Source organism: Affinundibacterium fentianense (genome assembly GCF_018139545.1).
GTDB lineage: Bacteria > Pseudomonadota > Gammaproteobacteria > Burkholderiales > Burkholderiaceae_D > Undibacterium > Undibacterium fentianense.
Window position 1 is genome coordinate 953,394 of record NZ_JAGSPJ010000001.1, and the last position, 22,644, is coordinate 976,037.

A 22,644-nucleotide genomic window follows, 5' to 3' on the forward strand; every position below is an offset into this window, starting at 1 on the left:
AGTGAATACCGCAACCTCGTTTTACAAACGCGCCTTAATCAAATTGCCGATCTTCTCGACGCCTTCATTAATTTTCTCTGGTGATACCGTAACAAAACTCAAACGGAATGTATTAGTCTCGGCTTGGTTTGCGTAAAAAGGGCCACCTGGAACAAAAGCGACATTATTCGCAATAGCATCTGCTAACAAATCTTGACTATGGATATGCTTCGGCAAAGTCACCCAAATAAACATACCTCCCATTGGGCGGGTCCAAGTCACACAATCTGGGAAAAATTTTGTCATCGCCGCCAACATCACATCACATTGCGCAGAATAGAAACGACGAATACTAGGAATATGCTCATCTAAGAATCCATCTTTAATGACTTCATAGACCGCCATTTGCGTCAAAGTGGATGTATGCAAATCCGTCGCTTGTTTTGCTTGCTCTAATTTGCGAATCAAGGGCACCGGTGCAACCATGTAGCCTAAGCGTATCCCGGGCGTGAGGATTTTTGAGAATGAGCCCAAATATATGACTCCATTCGGATTCATATTCAATAATTTTGGCAAGGGTTCACCGCTGTAACATAAATCCCCGTAAGGATTATCTTCGATCAAGGGGATACCCATGCGCGCGCAGGTTTCAACCAATTCTTGGCGACGGTCAACCGACAACGTGCGACCCGTTGGATTTTGGAAATTTGGCAAGGCATAAAACAATTTTGCCCCTTCACCCTTAGCCGCAACAGAAGCCGGTACGACGCCGTTATCGTCCATGTCGACAGATACAAATTCAGGGCGATAAACAGAAAATGCCTGCAACGCACCAAGGTAGCTCGGCGTCTCAACTAAGATTTTGCTGCCCTCATCGACCAAGACTTTCGCCAACAAATCTAAGCCTTGTTGGGAGCCTGAAACCATCATGACTTGTTCTGCCGTGATCGTACAATCTTCCGTCGACAGCGACTTTGCAATGAATTCGCGTAAAGGCGCGTAACCATCAGTGGTGCCGTATTGCAACGCGGTCTTCCCATTTTCTGACAAGACTTTGTCAAAAGCAGCGCGCATGCGGTCTACAGGAAACGTCTCAGGTGACGGGAGACCGCCTGCAAAAGAAATCACTTCAGGACGCATCGTTACTTTGAGAATTTCACGAATTGCCGAGCTTTGTAGTTGCTCAGCGCGTTCTGAAAACTTCCACTCTATTGATTTTAAATTCTGCAGGCTCATACTTGATTCAATTCAAAAAAAGTTTTACAACAATTCAATCGCTTTCAACTATGTATCGCAAGATGAAAGTAATCGTCTTTCGTGTTTCGTTAAGTTTAGATTTGTGCTCAGGCTTAGGTGATCTCAGCAATCATTTCAATTTCGACGCAAGCTCCTAATGGAATTTGTGCCACGCCAAATGCAGAACGGGCATGCTTGCCCTGCTCGCCAAAAATCTCGCCGATCAGCTCCGAAGCACCATTCGTCACCAAATGTTGTTCCGTAAAGTCTGCCGTTGAATTGACCAAACTCATTAACTTAACGATACGCTTAACCCGTGTTAAGTCGCCCCCACACGCATCTTGCAAAGTCGCAAGCAAATCAATTGCAATCAGACGGGCGGCTTCTTTGCCTTCTGCGGTTTCCATATCCTTACCCAATTGTCCAACCCAAACCTTGCCATCTTTCTTCGCAATGTGACCAGACAGGAACACGGTATTACCTGTTTGAGCATGCATCACATAGGCTGCAGCAGGAGTCGCTACGGCTGGCAATTGAATGTTGAGAGCTTTAAGTTTTTCGTAAACTGACATGACATTTCCTAATCTGAATTATGGTACGTAAATTGGGGCGATGATAAGAGACTCCGTGCATAAGGGCTCACCGAAGTCAACATTGTACGGGGCAGGCAAGAGCAAAACTATATACGGATTCAAAAACAACTTATATTGACGTGCAAATTGAAGCTATTTTGAGTAAAAACGCATCAAATAGATCGATCAAACTGCCAAAAGATCAATATTTTTGTATTCTACGTCCCAATCTCTCTCATCATAAGCCTCTTGCATTTGCCTGTTACTAGGGCTTTGGTTAATTATTTTTTATGCTATGCTACTCGCAAAAAACAATACAGTACCAATACAGTTAAAAAATAGAATTCACACTGTCATGGAACTTTCACCAATACACTGTCACTACTGACAACAAAAAGGCTATCAAGATGCGATCAAGTTCCAAACTAAGTATTGGCAATGTCGTCTCACGCGATTCTGGTGGTTCATTGGTTGAACAAATAGTCCGATCGGTGGCGTGTAGGATTGATGACAAGTTATTGCGGACTGGCGCGCGCATGCCATCCATCAGGCAATTTGCTGACGAACAAAAAGTTTCGCGCTTCACCGTGGTGGAAGCCTATGACCGCTTGGTTGCCAATGGCTACCTCGAGTCACGTCGAGGCTCAGGATTTTTCGTCAAAGAAAGGGCATCGTTGCTGAACGCAGCCAACCCGGCTATGCATGAGATTCCGAGCTCACAACAGCCCGATGTTGTCTGGTTAGTACGCAATATGTTGCGTCAATTACCACCTCAAAAGATGCCGGGTTCGGGACTATTGCCACACGAGTGGCTCGACGGAGAACTGGTCGCGAATGGTCTACGTTCGGTCAGTCGATTAAATCAAAGCCTATTGCTACACTACGGAACACAACAAGGTTTTTTGCCGTTTCGCCAGCAATTACAGCTCAAGTTAGCCGAACTGGAAATCGCTGCGGCGCCAGAGCAAATCGTGACAACAAATGGTGTCACCCAAGCGCTCGATCTTGTCGCACGTGAATTCACCCAACCAGGCGATACTATCTTTGTCGATGATCCTGCTTGGTTCTTAATGTTTGGTACATTCGCGACTTTAGGGACAAAAGTCATTGGCATTCCGCGGCTCCATGATGGTCCAGATGTGACGAAACTTGCTGAACTCGCCGCATTACACAAGCCCAAGCTCTACATCATTCATTCAGTCCTTCACAATCCGACTTCGACCTCACTTTCCGCAGCTAAGGCTTTCCAAGTATTGAAGACAGCGGAACAACACGACTTCATGATCGTCGAAGATGACATTTATTGCGATATGCACCCCGGCACTTCGGTGCAAGCTGCAACCCGCCTATCCGCGCTAGACCAACTCAATCGCGTCATTTATTTAGGGGGATTTTCTAAAACGCTTGCAGCCAATCTACGGGTCGGCTTTATCGCAACATCAAGAGAAACTGCAATTCGACTTGCTGATCGCAAAATGCTATCAACGCTCACAACAAATGAAATTAGCGAACGTGTCGTACATAAGATTTTGTCCGAAGGGCATTATCGCAAGCATGTTGATCGGATTCGTACAAAACTTGATAATGCGCGCGAAGATGTGACGACCCGTGTCGAGCGCTTAGGAATGAAAGTTGAATATCGAACCCCCGCTGGTATGTTCCTATGGGTCGATACCGGCACAGACACACTCGCTTTAACGGAAAAAGCACTGGAAAAAGGCTTCTTGCTTGCGCCGGGAAGTTTGTTTTCACCGCATCAATTACCATCCAACCATATGCGCCTAAACGTCGCAGCCATGTCAGATAAGGGAATTTGGGGCTTCTTGGAAAATGAACTCAGCTCGTCTTTCTAGTATAGGGTTTCTCGCGAGGAAGCAAAGTGCCACTAGATCGTTACTTAGCTTGAGCAAGACGGCTTCAATCAGACCAACACGTCTCTCGTGACAAAAGCCGATCAAGGTAGGCAGAATTCAACGGATTGACACGACTATTGCAATCAAGCATAGACAAGATTGGCTGATTCGGTTGGAACATTCACTGGCGCTAACTGGATACGATGTAAATCGTCTTCTGCTCGTTTAAGTAACGTGGTCAATTGATCCGTTTGTAGACTCGTTGCCACACCGATACTTGCTCTAATTTTGACTTCTTGTCCACCAGCGGCGATCGGGATACCGCAAATGGTCCTGACTGCCCGCTCCGCAATTCGATGGCTCACCTCAGAGCTCGCTTCTGGCAATAAAATCAGAAACTCCTCTGTACCATAGCGTGCAAGGCAATCATAGTTGCGGGTTACTCTTTGCAAACGCTTACTAACTTCGACCAACACCACATCCGATGTACCCGCTCCATATTGCGCATTGACTTGTTTTAATTGCTCCAAGTCGACCAACAAAACTGAGAGTGGCTTTTCCAAACGTAAGTGCCGTTGAAATTCATGCTCTGCAATCCGCATCAACTCCCGACGATTTGCCACGCCTGTCAATGGATCCGTGACTTCTTTTCGTTGCAATTCAAATTCTGCGCTCAGTAATCGGCGTCGGAATTGATGTACATGTCGCGCCACGGTAAATCCCGTGTACGCACTCAATAACAACGTGACGAACACAGTCATTTGTATTGCAAAAGACGTAAACAATTTGGTCAAACATAAAGAGATTGAAACGAACAAATAGGCAAAGACCAGCCGACGCTGAACTTCTAGGCTAAAAGGCAAAATAATCGGTAATGCCAAACAGATCCAAGCATCAAAAAAGAAATGGCCGCTGTAATTCATTGGCAATAAAAAATTCGCGATTCCTTGAATCGCAATGACGCTAGCAGCCCAAACCACCAAATAATTTTCAAGTTGCGCAAATTGCAGAATACGATTGCTGCGCCTCAACATAAGAACAGAATAAATAGCAGCGACAAGCCGCAATCCTGCAATAACTGCGAATCCCAAAGACCAACCAAGTACCACATAATCAAGGTATAACATTGGAAAACTAATCCATAGCATCCACCTTAAGATTCGGCGCGCTTGGGCTAGATCTTGTTTTTGATATTGCGCACGAAACTCTGATTCCGTTACTTCTGGATAAGACGACATAATCCCCCCCAACCGTACATTCTTTGATAGCGAATTTGCGAGCACAAAATCATGTCTCTGTGCTATTCAAACCATTCTTAGATCAGTTTAACGCTTTGACTACTATTTTCAATCCCAATGAGGTGAAATTACAAATTTCAAAATCTACAGAAATCGGCAACAAATCCTCCGAACCACATCAATTTCGAGCGCAATCGCTCTCTTCATCTCTGATTTCAATCACTTTCAGCCACTAAAACAAGTCGCAAGCCTAAAAAAAAAGAAGTTTTAAGCGATAATACCGCTTTGGTCGTTGAGTTCCTTTACGTGTCGCATGCAGCTTCACTCAAAACGAACACAAGCCAAAGCGAAACACTTCGTACTAGATCCTATTCAACTTAACAATCACTAGCCGTCAACAATGAACATGCAACTCTACGACAACTGGGAACGTTCCCTGCGCCCTTTCACTCCGATTCACCAGGACTGGGTTGGCTTGTACTGTTGCGGCCCTACCGTATATGACTACGCGCATATCGGCAATTTACGCACCTATCTGTTCGAAGATGTCTTGCGCCGCGCCCTAGAGCTCAACGGCTACAATGTGCGTCACGTGGTCAATATCACTGACGTTGGCCATTTAGTGTCTGATGGCGATGATGGCGAAGACAAGATGGAAAAAGGTTCACGTCGTACCGGCCAAACCGCATGGGAAATCGCTGAGAAATATACGCTTGCATTCAAAGAAGATGTGCAACGCTTAAATATCTTGGAACCTAAAATTTGGTGCAAGGCGACTGACCATATCGTTGAACAAATCGACTTCATCAGCGTCATCGAAGAAAAAGGCTATACCTACCGCACTTCGGATGGCATCTATTTCGACACTTCCAAACAAGATGACTACGGCTATCTGGCGCGCCTCAATCGCGAGGGATTAGAAGCTGGTAAACGCGTTGAGCTCGGCGAAAAGAAAAGCCCCACCGATTTCGCCTTGTGGAAGTTCAGCCCAGAAGGCAGCACGCGTCAAATGGAATGGGATAGCCCATGGGGTCGCGGTTTCCCAGGCTGGCACATCGAATGTTCCGCCATGTCAGCCAAATATTTGGAACCGTGGTTTGATATTCACTGCGGTGGCGAAGACCATATCGCGATTCACCACAGTAATGAAATCGCCCAAAACCAAGCCTGCCACGGCACACGTTTAGCCAACTTCTGGATGCACGGCTATTTCTTGCAAATCGACGCAGGCAAAATGTCTAAATCTAGCGGCGACTTTTTGCGCCTACAAACGCTAATCGATGACAATATCGACCCACTTGCCTATCGTTGGCTATGTTTATCTGCGCACTATCGCAGCCAACTCAACTTCAGTTGGGAATCTTTAAAAGCCTCACAAACTGGCCTCAATCGTCTGCGCGAAACTTACTTCAAGTTGCCAGCCGGCGGCAGCATCAATCAAGAATATGCCGACCGATTCAAAGCTGAAGTCAATCAAGATTTGAACTTACCCAAGGCGATTGCCGTCATGTGGGAAATGTTGAAATCGAATGTCAGCGATGCCGACAAGAAAGCCACGCTTGATTATTTCGATCAAATGTTAGGTTTGAACTTGAAGACCTGGGAGCCAAAGAAAACGGAAATCCCTGCACACATTTTAGAACTCGTCGAACAACGTAAGATTGCGCGTCAGAACAAGGTATGGGCGGAGTCAGATCGCTTACGTGATGCGATTAAGGCTGCGGGTTTTGAGGTGGAGGATACGCCTGCTGGGATGGTGGTGAAGGTGGCGGGGTAAGATTCCGATTTGCTAGCAACTCAATTATCCTGCGCTAGACATGTAAAACAACCACTGTAAATTGCTGTCGTCCCTGCGCAGGCAGGGATCCAGCGCCTTCCACTTTTAGAGATTCAAGAAACATTGTCTTATTTCCCTGCTTATTACGTCACTGGATTCCCACCTTCGCGGGAATGGGGTCTGTCGTTTCATGTAGGGCGGGTAAAACCCGCGCTGTGATATATCTCAACGATCTATTGTTCAAATAGATACCTTTCGTTTGAATACCATTACGTCATTTTGAGATCCCGCCGCCCCGCCAGCAACACAAAATACCCCAAAACCGGCCCAGCCCCAAACCCCAATAAAGGCATAGGCGTCAAACCAATGTAGGCGCAAATCATGATGACAATATAATACAGCGCAATCGGGATTATTTCAGGTGAACCGCGTTTGATGCCGATGTAAAACAAGCCCGTCGGTACCAAGGCGATACTCAACACCGCAGCAAACATCGCCACGATGCCCGCGCGCATTGCTAGTTGAATTACGCCTTCCACGTAAGCTACCGGTTGCAGCGTATCCGCTTGTTGTTGGCACCACGAGCACAACAAAACTAGCGCTGCTGTGAACACGATTTTTTGCACCACACTACCAGGTCGATGCCAAACGATGAAAACACCTGCAAACGAAAAAGCGGCGAGTTGAGAAAAGTCGGGTTGCAACGCTAATAGCACAGCAAAGGCCAGCATCAGTGCCATATTCGCCATCGCAGAAAAGGGTGTACGCCAATGCAATCTCGCAAATAAAAATAAAGCGAGAGGCAAAACGGCTGCTGAGAAATACAAACGTAGCGGGCCAAGTTTTAGCCAACGACTTGGGTTTCCAGTTTCAGAAAAGACGAAGCATGCTAGTAAGCCGACTAACATTGGCACCAGCATTACAACAGCATTGCGAATTTGTTGCACTGTTAAGGCGCTCGTTTCAGTCTTATGTTGACGCTTCGCCCTATCCATCCATAGCACGGCTGCGATGCCTATCAATGCCACAACGATCTGCTGCACTTGTAGCGACTGCACAGCGCCAGCTAAACGCATTAAGAGCACACTGCCCAATAGGCTCGGAATTGCCAACAGTATCAACATCGAGTTGGACCGCATCAACGCTCTCCTCTGATTCAAAACAAGTGAAATGATTCTCTATTTGCCGGCAGCACGCACAGATCGCATCGCAGGTGTACTTATCCAACGCTCTAAAGCCGCGCCTAAATACAAACAAGCAAGCACTACTGGCACATAGACAGCAAAGGTCCAGCGCATGTTCTCACCAAAGTAAGCGCGATACGCCGTGCAGACAGACAAGACCACGAACATATGGCTCAAGTAGATCTCATAGCTTAGACGCCCCATCTTCGCCAACCATTGCCAACCCCAACTTGGTCGCAGCACGATTCTTTGGGCAGCGAAAACAAGCAAACATGCCGACAAACACAGCATCAACATGCTGTAGCTATGTATCACTTTCCATACTTCGCTACCGAAGAAATAAATCGCCACCAGGCCTATGCCGCCCAAGATGGCAATCGAGCGGGCGAATGCTTCGCTGGTTTTCCAGACTTGTGCGAGCAACGCTGTCAGCACGCCGAAGGCAATTGCTGACATGCCAGGAAGATAGGCCTTCTCTTGCCAGATTTCATTACCGACGATGGCATCACGTGTCCATGGCAAAGAAAATGCCAACACCAACAATACCAACACCAAGTATTTTCGTGGGAGAGCCAAACACAGCAAAGGGAACGCGAGGTAGAAAACCTCTTCAATCGACAACGACCACAAGACATCCCAAGCCGCGGGTAACCACGTTGTTTGGCCTTCGTACCAATTCAAATGTAAACCCAGCGCAGACAACAAAGCACGTCCTAAAGTCTGCCCTTTCTCATGCACGACATAGCCATCAACACCCATCAAATGCAAAACGCTAAGCAAGGTCAACAACAAGGCCAATAACGGGAAAATGCGACTAAAGCGTTGACGATAAAATTCACGCCAATTGATCGCAGCAAGTTCGCCATAAGTTTGCAAACAGCGTTGAGTGATCAAAAAGCCTGATAGAACAAAAAACAGAAATACAGATTCATAGCCGTTAAAGCTAATACCATTGATGATGCGCTTACTCAGGAAATCGCCTACCCAACTTGGCTGCAAAGGCAAGCGAAAGTTCATCGCGAGATGATGAATGACCACGAACAAAATGGACAATCCTCGCAAAAGATCGATGCCAAAATTGCGTTGCGTGGAAGGGTTTGAGAAATTGCTGCTGGGGTTCAGAGTATGACGAGCAGGCATGCGAATGAATAATTAAATGCAAAATCGCATCCTACACAAATCAACTTTATAAACCAAGCACTAAAGTGAATTCTAAATAAGCGATAGACGCGCCGCTATTCAGCGATGCTACTGCTTCCCTAGCGCATCAGGAGCGCCAGTGACTTCCTTATCATAAAGCGGCTTACTCTTATCGACAATGTGGACAGTGAACAATTTCAAAGAACTGTCACCAACAACTTTAAAACCACCATGCTGCACCATACGCAAATTCATTAAACTTGCTCCCGTGGGCAGCGTTTGTGGATCTTTACCGGGCATTTGAATTTGCGCGCCTTGCACGACATACAGTGCCTCGATCCCATGATGTAGGTGCAAATCAATGCCTTCACCTGGTTTGTATTCAGCGACCGATGAAATGACTTCCATACCTGTAGGAGCGCCATTGGGGCCTGGTAGTTCCACTCTTTGTTTTTCTTGGCGCTGCGGCGAATCACTCAAAGCTTGTGCCAGTAATGTGCCCGCGCTACCAAGCGCAATGAGGGCGCCGGCGACAAGATACTGATTAAGTGTAAAAGCTCGCATAGCGTTCTCCTGCAATTTTCAAAGAATAAGTTTAAAAACTCGATCCATCTTCTTTCAGAAACTCAATTTCTTCTGCTGTCGATTCACGCCCCAAAATGGCATTGCGGTGTGGGTAGCGACCAAATCGATCGATGATCGCTTTGTGCTTTAACTCAAACTCATAATTCGCTTTTGGTGCATTTTCATGAAACAACTTCTCGGCATAGGCGTGAATAACGCGAGATTCGCTATGCATGAAAGGCATATACAAAAAGTTTTTTTCGATAGGCGTCAAACCTTGATCTGCCTGCATACGAATCGCTTCTTGCGCCAAGACAAGCGCCATCGCATCTTGCGCAAATGCCTTTGGCGTATGGCGATACACATTGCGTGAGAACTGATCTAAGACGATGATCTCCGCTAAGCGGCCGTGATCGTCGGTACGCCATTGATAAAGTTCGCCGGCAGCCGCCTGCAACATCAAACCTTGAAAACGACTTTGTATGAGTTGATCAAATTCTGGATCAACACGCCACCATTGTTTGCTATCGATTTCTTCGAACCAAAAGTGGATAATTTCTTGAAACATCGTCGGCCTCTCAATAATGAACTGGTAGATTCTATGTCTAAAGTTTTCCGCATCAAAGCGTCGCAAGAAATTAAGTCGCAGCTTGGTCCACGGTTGAAATCAAGCGCTCAGGTGCCAGCACCCCATACTCTTGCAATTGAGCAGAACCTAATAAATATCGGGAATCCTTATCAGGTTCAACTTTATATACCCGTACCCTACCCATTTGTTGAGGGTACACGACTTGCTCTTTATCGAGGGAAATACGCTGCCCTTGCAGGAAACGCTTGGCGAGATCGGCATTTAACAATACTTCTGGAAAACTCGACAGCAAAGCGTCAACTGGCGCCAATAGTTCAAGACGTTGCATTTCTTCCATGGCGATCAATTGATCGAGCGTAACGGTGTTTTCTAAAATCAAATGTCCCACATGGGTACGACGCAAGGCGTTTAAATGTGCCCCACAACCCAAGGCCGTGCCGATGTCTTCGCCGAGTACACGAATATAGGTGCCTTTACTGCAACGCACATTTAAGGTCAAAAATGGCGCTTCATATTTGACGAATTCGAGCATGTGAATTGTTACGGGGCGCGCTTCGCGTTCTAAGGTGATGCCTTCGCGCGCATATTCGTACAACGCCTTTCCGTCGCGTTTCAAAGCTGAATACATGGGCGGTACTTGCATGATATCGCCGCGAAACTGGGCCAGCGCTTGTTGAATCTGTTCGACGCTGACATTCACGTCTTTGTGCTCAATGACTTCGCCCTCGGTATCACCCGTATTGGTACGCTGTCCGAGGTGCACCACGGTTTGATACGTCTTATCGGCATCAAGTAAGTCGGCAGAAAACTTCGTCGCCTCGCCAAAACACAAAGGCAATAAACCGGTCGCGAACGGATCAAGGGTGCCTGTATGCCCTGCTTTAATCGCATTCAATAAGCGTTTTGCTTTAATTAAAGCATCATTGCTTGACCAACCGACCGGTTTATCCAATAGCAGTACGCCGTTGATCGGAAGACGTGTTTTTTTCTTGATGACTTGATTCATTCGTTATTCTTCAAACTCAAAACAAATATCGGAGCACAAAAGCAAAAGACGCAGAGTATTTGACTATGCTCTCTGCGTCTTTCAATTTCCCAACCAAACAAAGAAATTAATCTTCGCTCTTTTCTTTATCGTCGCGATGATCAGCTTCTTCGACGTCACTATCTTTAGCACGCGTCGCATTCGCTTCATCGATCAACTTCGACATCGCCATACCGCGCACGGTCGAGGTGTCGTGGACAAAGTGAAGTTGTGGCAAAGTGTGAATACGCAATTTCAAACCAAGCTGATTCCGCAAAAAGCCAGCGGCTTTGTTCAGACCTTCTTGTGTTAATTTGATTGCTGTTGGCTCGTCTGCCAGAGTTGTGAAATACACTTTTGCATGAGCGTAATCTGGCGTCAGCTGCACTTCAGTGAGAGTGATCATGCCAACGCGTGGATCTTTGAGTTCAGCCCAAATGATTTCAGACAGATCGCGTTGAATTTGATCCGCAACGCGCAAGCCGCGAGCTGGGATAGATTTACTATTTTTAGCCATATAAAAAACAAAACCTTCTACTTACATCATCACCCCGTTTGATCGAGGCTTTAAGTTCGGTAGCAGAAAACGCAATGTTTTCGCTGCCTTTAAAATGAAAGAGGAAGCTCGCGCTTCCTCTTTTTTACCTCATTACAGAGTACGAGCAATTTCTTGGATTTCGAAGACTTCGAGGAAGTCTCCAACTTGAATATCGTTGTAGGCTTTGAGTGAGAGACCACACTCCATACCTGCACGAACTTCTTTTGCATCGTCTTTGTAACGCTTGAGCGAATCGAGTTCGCCTGTCCACGTCACCACATTGTTGCGCAACAAGCGGACAGAAGACGTGCGTTTGACCATACCTTCGGTGACCAAGCAACCCGCGATAGAACCAACTTTGGAGACCGTAAATACTTGACGGATCTCGACCATACCGATCACTGTTTCACGTTTTTCTGGTGCCAACATACCGGACAAAGCTGCCTTCACTTCATCTACTGCATCGTAAATGATGTTGTAGTAGCGAATATCCACGCCATTGGTTTCAGCCAACTTACGTGCGGATGCATCTGCACGTGTGTTAAAGCCGATGATGACCGCTTTCGATGCCACCGCCAAGTTGACGTCGGATTCGGAGATACCACCGACCGCCGCATGCACCACTTGAACGCGAACTTCGTTGTTGGACAATTTGACCAAAGATTGAACCAAAGCTTCTTGCGAACCTTGCACGTCCGTTTTGACGATGATAGGCAAGTTTTTGAGTTCGCCTTCGCCCATGTTTTCGAACATGTTCTCGAGCTTCGCTGCTTGTTGCTTCGCCAATTTAACGTCACGGAATTTACCTTGACGGAACAAGGCGATTTCACGTGCTTTACGTTCGTCTACCATCACCATCACTTCTTCACCCGCGGCTGGTACTTCTGTCAGGCCTTGGATTTCGACTGGGATAGATGGACCCGCTTCGTTAATGTTCTTACCGTTTTCATCCAACATCGCACGAACACGACCATAAGACGAACCCGCCAATACAACGTCACCACGCTTCAAAGTACCGGATTGAACCAAGATCGTCGCTACAGTACCGCGACCTTTATCCAAACGAGATTCAACAACCAAGCCCTTTGCAGGCGCATCAATTGGTGCTTGCAACTCCAAGACTTCGGCTTGCAACAAAACGTTTTCAAGCAGGGAATCAATACCTTGACCTGTCTTCGCAGAGACTGGCACGAATGGTGAGTCACCACCGTATTCTTCAGGCACAACGCTTTCAGCGATCAACTCTTGTGTCACGCGGTCTGCATTCGCTGCTGGTTTATCGATCTTATTGATGGCGACGACCAAAGGAACGCCCGCTGCTTTCGCATGTGCAATCGCTTCCTTCGTTTGCGGCATCACGCCGTCGTCCGCTGCCACAACAAGAATAACAATATCCGTTGCCTTCGCACCACGAGCACGCATCGCCGTAAAGGCTTCGTGACCTGGGGTATCGAGGAAAGTGATCATGCCACGTGGTGTTTCAACGTGGTAAGCACCAATGTGCTGGGTAATACCACCGGCTTCGCCGGAAGCCACTTTGGCACGACGAATATAATCGAGCAAAGAAGTTTTACCGTGATCAACGTGACCCATCACCGTCACAACTGGTGCACGTGGTGAAGATTCGTAGTCTGCGTGTTCTGCAACGTCGGTGAGCATCGCTTCTGGATCGTCGATCTTCGCTGCGAACGCTTTATGCCCCATTTCCTCAACCAGAATCATTGCTGTTTCTTGATCGAGAACTTGGTTAATCGTGCACATTTGACCCAATTTCATCAAATGTTTAATGACTTCAGATGCCTTGACAGACATCTTGTGCGCCAATTCAGCCACCGTCAATGTTTCAGGAACGTAGACATCTTTTACCACAGCCTCAACTGGCACTTGGAAATTCGATTCTCGTTCTTCGTGATGCTGGTTACGACGACCTTTTGGACCACTCTTCCAACCTTCACGGCCAACGGGTGCCGCGCCACGGGTTTTCAAACCACCACTACGTTTTTTCGCGGCATCTTCTTGCCATGTAGAAGACACATTGGCAGATTTGATTGCCTTCTTGTCGCCACTCGGTGCGGCCGTCGTCGCGGGTTTTGCTTCTTTCTTATCGCCAGCAGGCTTTTTATCGCCCGCCTTTTTGTCGGCTGGTTTGTGCAAAGTACCTTCTGCGACTTTAGATGGGGCTGGTGCTTCAACTGGTTTTGGCTTGCGTGCAGCCAACATCATCTCTTTAATTTGCGCAACTTCGTCTGCGACTTTTTTACGCGCGCTTTCCGCGTTCGCAGCGCGGGCTGCAGCTTCTTTTGCCGCTTCTTTCGCTTCAGACGCAGCTTTTTTCTTCGCCTCTTCAACAGCTAAACGTTTTACTTCATCATCAACTGCGGGCGTTTCAATCACTGCAGCCGATTTCGTTGCTTTCGCACGTTTCTCTTCTGCTTGCTTCGCTTTTTCTGCTTCTGCTTTTTCTCGAGCCGCGGCTTCGGCTTCACGAGCTGCTTTCGCTTCCGCTTCTTTTTCAGCTTCAAGCTTAGCAAGTTGAGCTTGCTTCTCTAATAACTCAGCTTCACGACGTGCAGCCAATTCTGCTTCGGCTTGCGCCTCTGCTTCACGACGTGCAATTTCCACTGGATCAATCGCAGCTACCGCTGGTTTCACATTCTCTTCAGGCGAACTTTCATCACGCTTGACGAATGTGCGTTTCTTCCGCACTTCAACTTGTACAGTACGTGTTTTGCCAGTTGCATCAGCTTGCTTGATCTCGGTTGTTTCTTTACGAGTCAAAGTGATTTTTTTCTTTTCGGCATCAGGAGCCACGCCGTGTGAACGACGTAAATGTTCTAATAGTTTGTCTTTATCTTCTTTCGACAAAGTATCAGACGCAGACGCTTTTGTAACGCCTGCGGCATTCAATTGCGTGAGCAGTAAATCCGCTGACATTTTCAGCTCGGTGGCAAATTGAGCTACATTATTACTCGCCATTCAGTCCTCTTTCCTTGTTTTGTGCTGCGATTTAACGATTAATTAAGTTAAATCTACACTTCAATATGGGTTATTCACTCGTGATTATTTTGCTTCAACGAGTTTCCATGCTTTTTCCAATAAGGCTTTCGCATGTTCATCATATTTAGCGTCGATGAGTTTCATCTCATCATCAGTCACATCTTCAAATGCATTATCAATTAATTGACGCGCACGGTCGGTAGACAGAGCCAATATCGCGCCAAATTCATCGTAAGCCAAGCCACCGAAAGCAGCGAGGGTCTTAATACCAGCCAAGCCCAATTTACCTGCTGTTGCGCGGCTCATACCTTCCAGATTAATCAATGCGTCTTCCACACCTTCCACGCCTTCTTCAGAAGCAATCGCTTCTGTCAAAAGCGCGTCACGTGCACGATTACGCAATTCATTTACTGTATCTTCATCCAAGGCATCGATTTCCAGCATTTCGCTAATTGGTACATAAGCGATTTCTTCTAAGCTGGAGAAGCCTTCGTCTACCAAAATATCGGCAACTTCTTGATCAACGTCGAGTTTTTCCATAAATAATTTACGGATACCCGCAGTTTCTTGCTCCGCTTTATCGGCGGACTGCTCAGCTGTCATAATATTGATTTGCCAGCCAGTTAATTCTGCTGCTAAACGCACGTTTTGACCACTACGGCCAATCGCGATCGCCAAATTTTCATCGTCAACCACAACGTCCATTGCATGCTTTTCTTCATCAACCATAATAGAAGAAACATTCGCTGGCGCTAAAGCACCGATCACGAATTGTGCTGGATCTTCAGACCACAACACGATGTCAACGCGTTCACCACCGAGTTCACCGGTGACTGCTTGTACGCGAGATCCACGCATACCAACGCAAGTGCCGATCGGATCAATACGTTTGTCGTCTGTATGCACCGCAATCTTAGCGCGCACGCCTGGATCACGTGCTGCAGATTTGATGACCAAAGAACCTTGTTCGATTTCTGGCACTTCCAATTCAAACAATTTCATGATGAATTCTGGTGCTGTACGAGACAAGATGACTTGTGGACCGCGTGCATTGCGATCGATACGCAAAATGTAGGCACGAACGCGATCGCCAACACGCAAGTTTTCTTTTGGGATCATTTGATCGCGCGGCAAACGTGCCTCGATGCGACCCGATTCCACCACTGCCTCACCACGTTCCATGCGTTTGATGGTCCCCATCACAAGGGAATCACCACGCTCTAAGAATTCAGCCAAAATTTGTTCACGTTCTGCGTCACGAATACGTTGCAATACAATTTGCTTCGTATCCTGCGCGAAACGACGACCTAACTCAACGGATTCAACTGGTTCTTCGATGTATTCATCCACCTCGATATCAGCGTATTGTTCCACTGCTTCGAAATGCAAAATTTCTTGATCTGGCAATTGCAAGCCAGCTTCATCCGCCACAACATGCCAACGACGGAAAGTACGGTACTCACCCGTATCGCGATCGATCTCTACGCGAATATCCACTTCACCGTCATAACGTTTCTTGGTAGCCGTTGCCAAAGCATGTTCCAATGCGCCAAAAACGATATCTTCATCCACGTTCTTTTCACGTGCCAGCACATCAACCAATAATAAAACTTCGCGACTCATGCTTTGCGACTCCTAAAATCCACTTGCGGCACTAAACGTGCCTTATCTAAATCAGCGAGCGTAAACTCCAGCATCGCCGCGCCATCTTTTGTTTCAATTTCGAGCTTCAGAGTGTCCCCTTCAGGCTCATGCAAAATACCATCAAAATTCTTCCGATTTGCCATACCAGGCATAGGCAAGCGCAATTTGACTGTCGCTTTCTCACCAGCAAAACGCGCAAAGTCTGCGATTTTTTTCAATGGTCGATCTAAGCCCGGAGACGAAATCTCTAAGCGTTCGTAATTCACTTCTTCCACAGTCAATACGTGCGACAATTGGTGACTGACTTTTGCACAGTCTTCCACTGTCACATGACCTTTTTCCTCAACATCCTCAGGCAAAAGATCAATATACACACGAAACAAACCACGCTCTGCTCGTTCGAAGTCGACCAGATCATACCCCGTCCCATTGACAGTCTTTTCAATTAATTCCAACAATTGCAAGACAATTCTCCGATAAACGCAGTTCGTTTTTTTGATGTTGCTTTACTTTAAGCAGAGCACATTCATTTTCAAAAAACGATTTGCCAAAAAAAAATGGGCACCTGCCCATCTTTCTTAGCGCCTTAAACATTCGTCGTTTATTTAATAACGCATCAAATAAACGCCAATTTAAGGAAAAAACTGCTAACTACAAGATTATAAACGATTAATTACTCAATCGCAATGAGAAGTCGGTGAAAATCATGGCAAGCACCACATCTTTCACCCACTTCCGGACAAGTTAATTTAAGCACCGCGACGACGACGCGCAGCGATCGCTTGACCTATCGCAGGCCCACTACCACGCACTGTCGGCCCGCGACGATTTTGATCGCGCGTCGGGAAACCTAAAGCAGTTTGCAAAGGATCAGGTTGGCGGCTACGTGGCTTAGCATTTTTATTATTTTGCTTAGTAGCTTGACCATTTCCCTGAGCACTAGCATAACCCGAATTTCCAGAATGACGCCCACCACGCGGATTTTGCGGATTGGCAAAACCACCACGAACAGTAGGTTCAAAGCTTCTTTGCACTGGCGCATCAAACGGATTGACGTTGCGCGGCACTTTTCCACCCTGAACACGATTGCCATTTGGCTTACCGACTGGTTTGTCGGCCTTCTCACCGACGGATTTTTCCAATCCACTTACTTTAAGCAAGCTGCGGACCGCATCTTCACCCAACTCGTCCCAACGACCGCGCTTCAAGCCAGAAGGCAGCGTCATCACACCATAGCGGGTGCGGATCAAACGTGAAACGGTCAAACCAACCGCCTCAAACATACGGCGCACTTCGCGATTACGGCCTTCACCAATGATCACTCGATACCACTTATTAACGCCTTCACCACCACCATCCGAAATCTTAGAAAACTGTGCCATACCATCTTCCAACTCGACCCCAGCCAATAATTTTTGACGCATACCTTCTTCTAATTCGCCCAAGGTACGCACTGCATACTCACGCTCGATACCGTAACGAGGATGCATCAAACGATTGGCGAGATCACCTGAAGTCGTAAACAACAGCAATCCTTCGGTGTTGTAATCCAAGCGACCAACCGCTAACCATTTACCGACTTTCATTTGCGGCAAACTATCGAATACCGACGCACGTCCCTCAGGGTCGCTCGTACTGACAATTTCCCCAGCTGGCTTATGATAAATCAAAACACGTGGTGGCTTTTTCGTCACTTTGCGCTGTATCAATTTACCATTAATACGCACTTGATCTTGCGGCAAAATACGCTGACCGATATGCGCTGGCTCGCCATTCACCGATACGCGACCCGCAATAATTAGTTCTTCCATATCGCGGCGAGAACCTAAACCAGCCTCTGCCAATACCTTGTGCAATTTAGGAGCATCATCATCTGCAGTCAGATCACGACGCGGCTTTTTATTTTTTTCAGGACGAGAAGATTTCACATCATCCATGGAGTCGTACGCATCTGAGGTCACAAAAGAAAACACGTCGTCGGCATCATACCCGCCAGAGCGACTATTTTGCTGCGTTTGTTTGCGTGGATTCTTTTGATTGCGTTGCTCACCTTGACGATGTTGCGCTGACTGTGAATTTTTACCCTGCGACCTACGTTGCTGACCGTCATGAGATTTTGAATTACGTGAATTATTTCTATCACCATGCTGACGGCGAGGGGTGGAGTTTGTCGAGTTTGACTCAGTTCGATCTGATGAAAATTCTACACTTGCGTCGTTAGCTGAGTTCGCCGCACCCTGTACGGTGCTAGTCGATTCTGAACTTGAAACTCTTGACTGCTTTGTAGGACGAGGCTGACGTGGCATTTTTGGCCTAACATCACTAGGCTCCGCAGATTCTTTGACTTCACTAGAAACGGAAATATTTTGCGCTTCAACATTTTTAGCTGCACTTCCGCGCGGCTTACGTGGCGCTTTTGCTGCGCTTGCAACTGGCGCATCCGATGAACTTGCACTTGCCAAGTCACCCCCAATTTTCTCTGCTTTGGGACGCGCAACGCGTTTTGCACGAGGACGTTGGGTTGCATTATCTGCACCAGCATTTGACTGGCCTGCGATATCGTCTGAATTATTTGTGTTCATTATCTGATTCTGTTTGTAAAGGTGTGAGTGCATCGGCTTCAGCAATTGCCTGAACATCTACTTCAGCGTCCACATTTTCATCTGTATTCATATCAGCCAAGGTCGCAACATCATCCAAAATCACATCACTGGCTGTTTCAATTTCAAGAGTTTCCGTAGCCTCATCCATTTCCGGCACGACAGAACTCGATTCTTCCTGCATTCCACTTTGCATATCGACCTGCATCTCGGCCTTTAAAATTGCAACTTCGTCAATCGCAACTTCTGGAGCCTGTACAATCTCCACGTCCGACGAAGACAACGGACTTCCCAATTCAACATCAGCCACTGGAGGCTCCGTCGCCTCCACCAAGGGAACATCTGCGGCTTCAAGCAACGTTTCCACACCATCGAACATATTCAATTCTGGGGATGCGTCATCGGCTGGTGTATTTTCGAGACCTTCCTCTTGCCCAATCTGCTGTAAAGGAGGGAGTTGATCCAAGGAAGCCAAACCTAAATCATCTAAAAACTGCTTTGTCGTCGCAAATAAAGCGGGCCGTCCAGGCACTTCGCGATGGCCAATGGTTTCTATCCAACCACGATCTTCCAAAGTTTTGATCATTTGAGACGCAACCGCCACACCGCGAATTTCTTCGATATCACCACGCGTCACCGGTTGGCGATACGCAATAATAGCCAAGGTTTCCAAGGTCGCACGCGAATATTTAGGCGGCTTTTCAGGATTCAATCGATCAATAAACGCCCGCATTTCCGGGCGGCTTTGAAAACGCCAACCCGTCGACAACGAGACCAACATAATCCCCTTATCCGACCAATCCTGGCGCACTTCCTCTAACAATAATTTGATCGTATCAGCACCAATCAAATCCGCTTGATCGACACTATCGACAAACAATTTCTTCATTGTATTAATGGTCAGCGGCTCATGCGCGCACAGGAGTGCGGTTTCAAGTATACGCTTGGCATCTGCAGTATTCATGCAAACTCTTTAACTAACAAGTTATGTTGATCTTAAGAAGTATTCAGTGAAGCACGCGGGAAAATATTATCCCTACCAGTCTCGTCTTGTAAGACACTGCGCAGCACGATTGAACGACGTGCACCTGGTGGACCAGTCCGCCGCCAGCTAGTGTGCATTTCACACATTGCGCTAAGCAAAACGGTCGATCAAATTAGTAGATGCCCGATTGTAGTCTAGAAATAAGCTCTAAACCCAAACCAATTAAAAAAAATTGCCAAGCTAACGAAAAAGCCACGATGAAACGTGGCTTTATTCTTGCATTCTGGTTGCGGGGGCAGGATTTGAACCTACGACCTTCGGGTTATGAGCCCGACGAGCTGCCAGACTGCTCCACCCCGCGTCTGATAAGTAGAACTATACAGTACTTTGCTGCTTTGCGCAATTTCTTTCTATGTTTAGATGAATTTATACGTAAATAGGCAGCATGATTGAAATTGAAATCGACTAGAAAAAACGCTAGTCATGAATCCTAGGTTTTTTTCGATGGTAAGCAAAACGCTGAGCAATGATACACTTTCACTGATAGCCAATCTCTTCTACTAGACTGCCCGCGAAAGATTTAAAACATGAAATTTTGTTCCAGCTGCGCTGCACCTGTCGCACTAAAAATTCCTGACGACGATACTCGTGAGCGCTTCGTATGCACTCAATGCGGCATGATTCATTATCAAAATCCGAATATGGTCGTTGGCAGCGTGCCGGTATGGGATATCCAAGGTGAAGTTAAAGTGCTGCTGTGCAAGCGAGCAATCGAACCGCGCTATGGTTATTGGACACTCCCTGCGGGATTCATGGAAAATCAAGAATCCTGTAGACAAGCAGCACAACGAGAGACTATCGAAGAGGCTGGTGCAAATATTGAACTGCACGAATTATTTTCGGTATTAAGTGTGCCACATGTTGATCAAGTACACCTTTTTTATCGAGCGAGCCTAATCGACACGAATTTCCACGCTGGTACGGAAAGTTTAGCCGTACAGCTATTTAGTGAAAAAGAAATTCCTTGGGACGAAATCGCATTTCCGACCGTTGCGCAAACTCTGAAATTCTTCTTTGAAGACTTGCGCCAAACACGACTTGGATCGCCTTTCCGCTTACATGAGCATGACTTTCATCGATCGATCCAAACCGACTAAATTCTGCAAATTATCGAGATATGATTCCTTGGCTAGAAAATCACAGCCCTTTTCCTCCGGTCGAACAAGCCCTAAGTGCAGAGCAAGGAGCCGCAGGCTTGCTTGCAGCGGGCGCCGACTTATCCCCCTATCGCTTATTGAATGCCTACCAGCACGGCATTTTTCCTTGGTTTTCTGAAGGTCAACCCATTTTATGGTGGTCAACCGATCCTCGGATGATATTGAAGACAAATGCGTTGAAAATTTCTAACAGCTTAAAAAAGACACTTAAACGTTCGCTCGGAGATCGGCGCTGGGCATTTCGTTTCAACACTGCGTTTGAGCAAGTGATGCGCAACTGTTCAGCACCCCGCAGAGGTCAAGACGGTACTTGGATTTCCGAAGACATTATCACTGGCTATACCAAGCTGCACTATATGGGTTACGCACACAGCTCGGAAATTTGGCTAGATAATCAGTTGGTCGGGGGGGGCTATGGAATTTGCATCGGTAAAATGTTCTATGGCGAATCCATGTTTGCAAAGGTTAGTGATGCGTCCAAAATGGCCTTGGTGCAGCTCGTTGTTTTCTTGCGCCAACAGGGTGTAGAAATGATAGACTGCCAGCAAGAAACCTCGCATTTGGCCAGTTTCGGGGCGAGACCGGTTCGACGAGCTGATTTCGTAAAACACATGAACAAAGCAATTTTAGAAGACCCGATACAAGAATGGATCCCACTCAATTCGCAAAATTTCCAAGAATATTTAGTTGATAAACAACTTCACAAGAGTGACGAACTGAAAAGCAATGCAGAACCGGACTAATTCAACCGCACCGACTTTAACTGAAACAGACCAGCTTTTGTCCGATGAGGACCAACGAGATGGCTATGTCCGATTGCACTATTACGCAACGGCACCCTATTCTTGTAGCTATCTAGAGGGTCGTCAAGCTCGATCACAAGTCGCAACGCCCGCGCATTTAATTGGCAATGAAGTCTATTCTGAATTGATCAGTCAAGGCTTTCGCCGTAGTGGCGTTTTCATTTATCGACCTTATTGTGACAATTGCACAGAGTGCATACCAGTACGCACGCCTGTCGATCAATTTAAGCCCAATCGCAGCCAGCGCCGCGCACTTGATCAACACGCTGACTTACATGCTGAAATCCTTCCCCTAGAGTTCAATGAAGAACATTTTTCGCTCTACCAACGCTACCAAACTCAGCGTCATGCGGGAGGAGGTATGGATCAAGATGGACGCGACCAATACGCACAATTCTTATTGCAAAGTCGCGTTAACACTCGACTGGTTGCCTTTCGTGATTCGAATGATATTTTACGTATGATCAGCATCATTGATATTTTAAGTGATGGACTTTCTTCCGTTTATACATTCTTCGACCCCCACGTCGCACACAGTTCATACGGGACGTTTAATGTTCTTTGGCAAATAGCACAAGCAAAAATATCACAACTTCCTTATCTCTATCTTGGCTATTGGATCAAAGATAGTCGGAAGATGTCGTACAAAACTAATTTCAAACCGCTGCAAGCTCTCATTAATCGCAGTTGGCAAAATCTTTAAC

Annotated in this window: 19 protein-coding genes and 1 tRNA gene; 5 read left to right on the top strand and 15 right to left on the bottom strand. The window is 46.7% G+C overall.

The genetic code is table 11. The annotated features are described in order from the left end of the window. Positions 1 to 21: 21 nt before the first annotated feature. A complete protein-coding gene (locus KDM90_RS04185; RefSeq protein ID WP_212674289.1) occupies positions 22 to 1,215 on the bottom strand; it encodes an aminotransferase-like domain-containing protein in 1,194 nt (397 codons plus the stop codon). A gap of 113 nt (positions 1,216 to 1,328) precedes the next feature. Beyond that, positions 1,329 to 1,787: a RidA family protein gene (locus KDM90_RS04190; RefSeq protein ID WP_212674290.1), complete on the bottom strand. Its 459-nt coding sequence runs from the start codon at positions 1,785 to 1,787 to the stop codon at positions 1,329 to 1,331. 407 nt (positions 1,788 to 2,194) lie between these two features. Between KDM90_RS04190 and KDM90_RS04195 the strand changes: the two genes are divergently transcribed. Beyond that, positions 2,195 to 3,640: an aminotransferase-like domain-containing protein gene (locus KDM90_RS04195; RefSeq protein WP_212674291.1), complete on the top strand. Its 1,446-nt coding sequence runs from the start codon at positions 2,195 to 2,197 to the stop codon at positions 3,638 to 3,640. A 143-nt stretch (positions 3,641 to 3,783) separates the two neighbouring features. Here the strand turns inward: KDM90_RS04195 and KDM90_RS04200 are convergent, their stop codons facing one another. Next, positions 3,784 to 4,878: a GGDEF domain-containing protein gene (locus KDM90_RS04200; protein WP_212674292.1), complete on the bottom strand. Its 1,095-nt coding sequence runs from the start codon at positions 4,876 to 4,878 to the stop codon at positions 3,784 to 3,786. A gap of 400 nt (positions 4,879 to 5,278) precedes the next feature. On the opposite strand from KDM90_RS04200, the gene cysS reads away from it, so the two are divergent. Next, on the top strand, positions 5,279 to 6,655 hold the full coding sequence (cysS, locus tag KDM90_RS04205; protein WP_212674293.1) for a cysteine--tRNA ligase: 1,377 nt from the start codon (positions 5,279 to 5,281) through the stop codon (positions 6,653 to 6,655). 269 nt (positions 6,656 to 6,924) lie between these two features. On the opposite strand, the gene KDM90_RS04210 is transcribed toward cysS, so the two are convergent. The 12 genes from KDM90_RS04210 to KDM90_RS04265 form a co-directional block, all read right to left on the bottom strand. After that, positions 6,925 to 7,794: a hypothetical protein gene (locus KDM90_RS04210; protein WP_212674294.1), complete on the bottom strand. Its 870-nt coding sequence runs from the start codon at positions 7,792 to 7,794 to the stop codon at positions 6,925 to 6,927. A gap of 39 nt (positions 7,795 to 7,833) precedes the next feature. Next, a complete protein-coding gene (locus KDM90_RS04215; RefSeq protein ID WP_212674295.1) occupies positions 7,834 to 8,979 on the bottom strand; it encodes an acyltransferase family protein in 1,146 nt (381 codons plus the stop codon). Positions 8,980 to 9,087: 108 nt separating this feature from the next. Then, a complete protein-coding gene (locus KDM90_RS04220) occupies positions 9,088 to 9,543 on the bottom strand; it encodes a cupin domain-containing protein (protein ID WP_230409581.1) in 456 nt (151 codons plus the stop codon). Positions 9,544 to 9,574: 31 nt separating this feature from the next. Continuing rightward, a complete protein-coding gene (locus KDM90_RS04225; RefSeq protein ID WP_212674296.1) occupies positions 9,575 to 10,111 on the bottom strand; it encodes a DUF924 family protein in 537 nt (178 codons plus the stop codon). A gap of 70 nt (positions 10,112 to 10,181) precedes the next feature. Beyond that, the gene (gene truB, locus KDM90_RS04230; RefSeq protein WP_212674297.1) at positions 10,182 to 11,138 is read right to left on the bottom strand and encodes a tRNA pseudouridine(55) synthase TruB; all 957 of its coding nucleotides are present in this window, start codon (positions 11,136 to 11,138) and stop codon (positions 10,182 to 10,184) included. A gap of 106 nt (positions 11,139 to 11,244) precedes the next feature. Further along, a complete protein-coding gene (rbfA, locus tag KDM90_RS04235; RefSeq protein WP_212674298.1) occupies positions 11,245 to 11,673 on the bottom strand; it encodes a 30S ribosome-binding factor RbfA in 429 nt (142 codons plus the stop codon). Positions 11,674 to 11,805: 132 nt separating this feature from the next. Beyond that, positions 11,806 to 14,670, bottom strand: a complete 2,865-nt coding sequence (infB, locus tag KDM90_RS04240) for a translation initiation factor IF-2 (RefSeq protein WP_212674299.1) — start codon at positions 14,668 to 14,670, stop codon at positions 11,806 to 11,808. Positions 14,671 to 14,754: 84 nt separating this feature from the next. Beyond that, the gene (nusA, locus tag KDM90_RS04245) at positions 14,755 to 16,314 is read right to left on the bottom strand and encodes a transcription termination factor NusA (RefSeq protein WP_212674300.1); all 1,560 of its coding nucleotides are present in this window, start codon (positions 16,312 to 16,314) and stop codon (positions 14,755 to 14,757) included. Then, entirely contained in the window at positions 16,311 to 16,799 is a 489-nt protein-coding gene (gene rimP, locus KDM90_RS04250; RefSeq protein ID WP_212674301.1) for a ribosome maturation factor RimP, read from the bottom strand. Before rimP ends, nusA begins: the two co-directional genes overlap by 4 nt. 285 nt (positions 16,800 to 17,084) lie before the next feature. Then, entirely contained in the window at positions 17,085 to 18,917 is a 1,833-nt protein-coding gene (locus KDM90_RS04255; protein ID WP_212674302.1) for a pseudouridine synthase, read from the bottom strand. Then, entirely contained in the window at positions 18,904 to 19,899 is a 996-nt protein-coding gene (gene scpB / locus KDM90_RS04260) for an SMC-Scp complex subunit ScpB (protein ID WP_212674303.1), read from the bottom strand. Before scpB ends, KDM90_RS04255 begins: the two co-directional genes overlap by 14 nt. 305 nt (positions 19,900 to 20,204) lie before the next feature. After that, positions 20,205 to 20,281 (bottom strand) — tRNA-Met (locus tag KDM90_RS04265). 226 nt (positions 20,282 to 20,507) lie between these two features. Here KDM90_RS04265 and KDM90_RS04270 point away from each other — a divergent pair. The 3 genes from KDM90_RS04270 to KDM90_RS04280 are packed head-to-tail and all read left to right on the top strand — an operon-like array spanning position 20,508 to position 22,643. Further along, entirely contained in the window at positions 20,508 to 21,077 is a 570-nt protein-coding gene (locus KDM90_RS04270; RefSeq protein WP_212674304.1) for an NUDIX hydrolase, read from the top strand. A gap of 20 nt (positions 21,078 to 21,097) precedes the next feature. Then, positions 21,098 to 21,880, top strand: a complete 783-nt coding sequence (aat, locus tag KDM90_RS04275; protein ID WP_212674305.1) for a leucyl/phenylalanyl-tRNA--protein transferase — start codon at positions 21,098 to 21,100, stop codon at positions 21,878 to 21,880. Continuing rightward, positions 21,864 to 22,643 (top strand): arginyltransferase, encoded by a 780-nt coding sequence (locus tag KDM90_RS04280; protein WP_212674306.1) that lies wholly within the window; start codon positions 21,864 to 21,866, stop codon positions 22,641 to 22,643. The genes aat and KDM90_RS04280 overlap by 17 nt, the downstream gene beginning before the upstream one ends. Position 22,644 lies beyond the last annotated feature (1 nt).